The 4,050-nt window shown below is 42.8% G+C and carries 4 protein-coding genes; 2 read left to right on the forward strand and 2 right to left on the reverse strand.

Features of this window, described 5'->3' with window-relative positions:
- Positions 1-187: 187 nt before the first annotated feature.
- On the forward strand, positions 188-1,159 hold the full coding sequence (locus B7Y67_RS15335; RefSeq protein WP_293599379.1) for a YafY family protein: 972 nt from the start codon (positions 188-190) through the stop codon (positions 1,157-1,159).
- Here the strand turns inward: B7Y67_RS15335 and B7Y67_RS15340 are convergent.
- The gene (locus B7Y67_RS15340) at positions 1,156-1,407 is read right to left on the reverse strand and encodes a hypothetical protein (RefSeq protein WP_293599380.1); all 252 of its coding nucleotides are present in this window, start codon (positions 1,405-1,407) and stop codon (positions 1,156-1,158) included. The two genes, B7Y67_RS15335 and B7Y67_RS15340, sit on opposite strands and share 4 nt — an antisense overlap.
- 3 nt (positions 1,408-1,410) lie before the next feature.
- Entirely contained in the window at positions 1,411-1,725 is a 315-nt protein-coding gene (locus B7Y67_RS15345) for a hypothetical protein (protein ID WP_216256669.1), read from the reverse strand.
- Between the two features lie 179 nt (positions 1,726-1,904).
- Here B7Y67_RS15345 and B7Y67_RS15350 point away from each other — a divergent pair, with 179 nt between their 5' ends.
- Complete coding sequence (locus B7Y67_RS15350) at positions 1,905-4,046, forward strand: DUF262 domain-containing protein (RefSeq protein WP_293599381.1); 2,142 nt, start codon at positions 1,905-1,907, stop codon at positions 4,044-4,046.
- The last annotated feature ends 4 nt before the right edge of the window (positions 4,047-4,050 follow it).

Consider the following 4,050-nt stretch of genomic DNA (forward strand, 5'->3'; position numbering starts at 1 on the left):
CTGGGCACTCCCAATTGAGGTTGCAGCGATACTGGCAGCCAATACTGTATATAAACGCAGCTTTTTCATAATGAATCCTTGTGTAGTTGATTAAGAATTCATTGTTGATCTGAGCCAGAGTCACCCCATGAGACTATGCTTATAGAAAATAATATTAATTACAAATGTTGCATTTATGGGAATGGCAATGGATAGAACCGAGCGCTTTTATAAGATTCAAAAAATGCTTAGTGATCGTAAATTGGTGACTACCGAGCAATTTTTAAAAGAGCTGGAAATCTCGAGAGCAACATTTAGACGTGATTTGGAGTATCTACGAGATCGTTTGGGCGCGCCAATTGCCTGGGATTCTGACTTGGGTGGATACGTATTACAAAATACTCCCGGAGAGAACCTAAGCGCTCTTCCAGGTCTATGGCTTAACGAGTTTGAGATTCATTCCCTACTTTCGGTGATTGAATTACTCCGCAGCATTGATCCGGAAGGCTTGATTGGGTCACAAGTAAACCCCATTCGCGAGAGACTGGAAAAGCTCCTGGAGAAGGGGGATTATTCAGCCAGAGAGGTATCGAGAAGAATTCGAGTAACAACGCTTGCAAGGCGAAATACGCCAACTAAATTCTTTGAAGTTGTTGCCCATGGCTTACTGGCTAGGAAGCGACTGCAAATCACGCATTACGGCAGGCAAGACAATCAGTTAACAGAGCGGGAAATTTCGCCGCAGCGATTGGTTTATTACCGAGATAACTGGTACTTGGATGCCTTTTGCCATAATAAGGATGATTTAAGAACTTTTGGTATGGATGCTTTGGAGGCTGTAACTCTATTGGATAAACCAGCGGTATCCATTGAGGAGGCTGATTTAAGAGCTGAGCTTGAATCTGGTTATGGGATTTTTGCCGGCACTAAACACCAGATTGCCAAACTAAAATTTAGCCCCTTTAGGGCAAGATGGGTAGCCAAGGAAGTATGGCACCCAGACCAAAAGGGCGAGATACATGATGACGGTTCATTCGTCTTAAGCATTCCCTATAGCGATGAACGTGAATTGCTATTAGATATTTTGAGGCAGGGCGCGGATGTCGAGGTTTTGGGGCCAAAATCCCTAAGAGATGCCATCGAATCTAAATTGACGGATGCCTTGAAGGTCTATGGCTAGCTTGGAAAATACTTTCTAAAGTAGAGCCGTCTCCAGCTGACGGTCTCGGAGGCTTGATATGTTTCTGAGGTCAGGAATTCAGGCCTTTGACTTAGTAAGGCATATTTCCTGGCAGCCTTAGATGAGGGTGCGCCAGCAATAACTGCAGCGTCTATCGTGGCCTTAACAATAAAGGGCTCAAAATGCGCGCCAACACCATAGATCTGTAAGGGTAGGATAAGGCTAAGGATAATTGCACTAGACAACATGGGCTATCTCTTTGATGGTGTGTAGCCAATACGGTTGCCACTGTTATCAAAGTAGTTGGTCACCCCGCTGGGGGCTTTTACCTCATAACCAATGCGATTCCCTGTGTTGTCATAAACCCCATTTTTAGAATTAACGTTGTATTGACTGTTATCCATGTTGTAGGGACTATTGCGCATGTTGTGCGGTGAATTCTCCATATTGAACTGGCTGTTTTCCATGTTGTACGGCGAGTTCTCAAGAGTCATGACCTGCGCTTGGGATGGGAGGGGAAATAGCCCCAAGTGAGTGGCTAGCAGTAATAAATGTAGATATTTCATATGAGTGTCTTTAGGTTGTATTTTTAAAGATTAGAGCCGGTGAGGCTCATGGGATGAGCCTGCTTAGGCTTTGGAAAAATCCCGCTAATTTCAAATATTGGGGGTAATTTTTAATGCCTTAATATGCTAATAAGACCAACAAATTAGTTAATTTAGAGCCCCAGTAGTGGGTTGAGAATATGGATACACAAGTTAGAACTCCGCAGCAGATCTTTATGCAACCCCAGAGGTTGCTGGTACCGCTCTTTCAGAGACCATATGTATGGAATCAAGAAAACCAATGGATGCCCTTATGGCAGGATTTGGAAAGGGTGGCAAATCGACTATTAGCTAGCCCAGACCAGCAGCAACCCCATTTTTTGGGCGCGGTAGTTTTTCAACAGATTCAAAATCCAACCGGAAATCTCCAGCAAAGAACGGTTATTGATGGCCAGCAACGATTAACTACTTTGCAAATCCTGCTTGATTCACTGCATGCTGAAATTAATTTAGTCGGAGAGGTTGATGCATCAAAAAGGCTAGAACTGCTTATTAGAAATCCTAAAGAATATTGCGATCACAATGAGGACCAATTTAAGGTTTGGCCAACCAACAAAGATCGTCAAGCCTTTAATGAAGTAATGGCCATGGATATGCCAGCCACTTACCAGAGCCTCAAGAATAAAGACTCAAAGCTAGTGCTTGCTCATCAGTTCTTTTCGGAACAATTACGTGTGAAGGCTATAGAGCGTACAACGCGAGAATTACTTCAGATCGTGGTGATCGACTTAACTGCTAGTGAAAACGCCCAAGAAATCTTTGAGACCCTCAATGCGAGGGGATCACAATTAACTGCTGCAGATCTTATTAAGAATTTTGTGTTCCAAAGACTATTAGAGCAGGGTGCAGATATTGAAAGCTCTTACTCCAATCACTGGAAACAGTTTGAAACAGGATTTTGGGAGCAGGAGATTAGCGTTGGTCGCGTTAAGGCGCCAAGATCATCCATATTTTTAAATCATTGGCTGATTTGTCAAACTACAGAAGAAATTGTATCTAGAGAAGTGTTTTCTAGATTCAAGTCATTTGCTGATTACGATGTGAAGCCTATGACAATGCCTGCTTTATTAGAAAGAATTCATGCGGCATCAATTAAGTACAAAGATTTTATCGATAGGGGTGATGTGCTTGAGGGCGCTATAGACCGTATTGGCCTATTCCTATATCGCACTAAAGCAATGGAAATGGAAGTTGTAAAGCCAGTGCTATTGGCAATATTTGATAGAGACCAAGATCAAATAGACCTTAACGATATCAATGCATCTTTAGAGATCATTGAGTCATGGCTTATTAGGCGCATGTTGGTAAGGGGCACAACTAAAGCCTATAACAAAATTATGACTGAGATGATCAAGGTCATTCAGAAAACCCAAAAAGGGCAATTGAGTTCTGCACTCAAGACATTTCTCTCAAATCAAACCAGTGATAGTTCATATTGGCCAGATGATAAGGAAGTTAGAAGTGAACTTTCTAATTTAATGGTTTATAGAAAGATCGGGCGCGGTAGATTAAGAATGGTTCTAGAGGCAATCGAGGATTACCGTCGAGGCTGGATCGGCGACCAGATTTCTATGTCGGGCGTTAGAGTGCGCCGCGGCACTTATGCAATTGAGCATCTCATGCCGCAAAGCTGGGATAGGTATTGGCCATTAACCAACGGTTACACCGAGCAAAACCGTAACGACCGAATTCATAAGCTTGGCAACTTAACATTGCTTAGTAGCAAGTTAAACAGCTCAGTATCAAATGGCCCCTGGGATAGCGAAGAGGGCAAGAGGGCCGGCCTACTTCAGCGCGATGTTTTATTTTTAAACAGATCGGTTACCGATGAGGCTGGCTTGGTTTGGGATGAGCAAAAGATAGATGCTCGTACAGAAGATTTGATTGATGACATCCTATCTATATGGCCAGTACCACTAGGTCACCAATCTAGTGTTAGAACAAAAAAAGAAACCAGCAAAATTAAAATAACGGTTCAAGACCTCATGGGTGCAGGTTTATTGCAGTCAGGGCAGGTTTTATATTCAAGCCATTCAAAATTCCCTGATGTAACGGCTGTGATATTGGAGGATGGGGATATTGGGGTTGGTGATGAAATATTTAAAACACCATCCGGAGCTGGTGACTCCATCCGCAACAAATCAACAAACGGTTGGAGCTTTTGGCTTCTCGACCCTGAAACTAAAAAATCTCTAAGAGATATACGCACACAGTATTTAGATCAACTAATTGCTGAAGGCGCTGATATTGAGGCTGATGATGAGGATTTAGAAATAATCTAGGTAC

It is taken from the genome of Polynucleobacter sp. 35-46-11 (assembly GCF_002281105.1).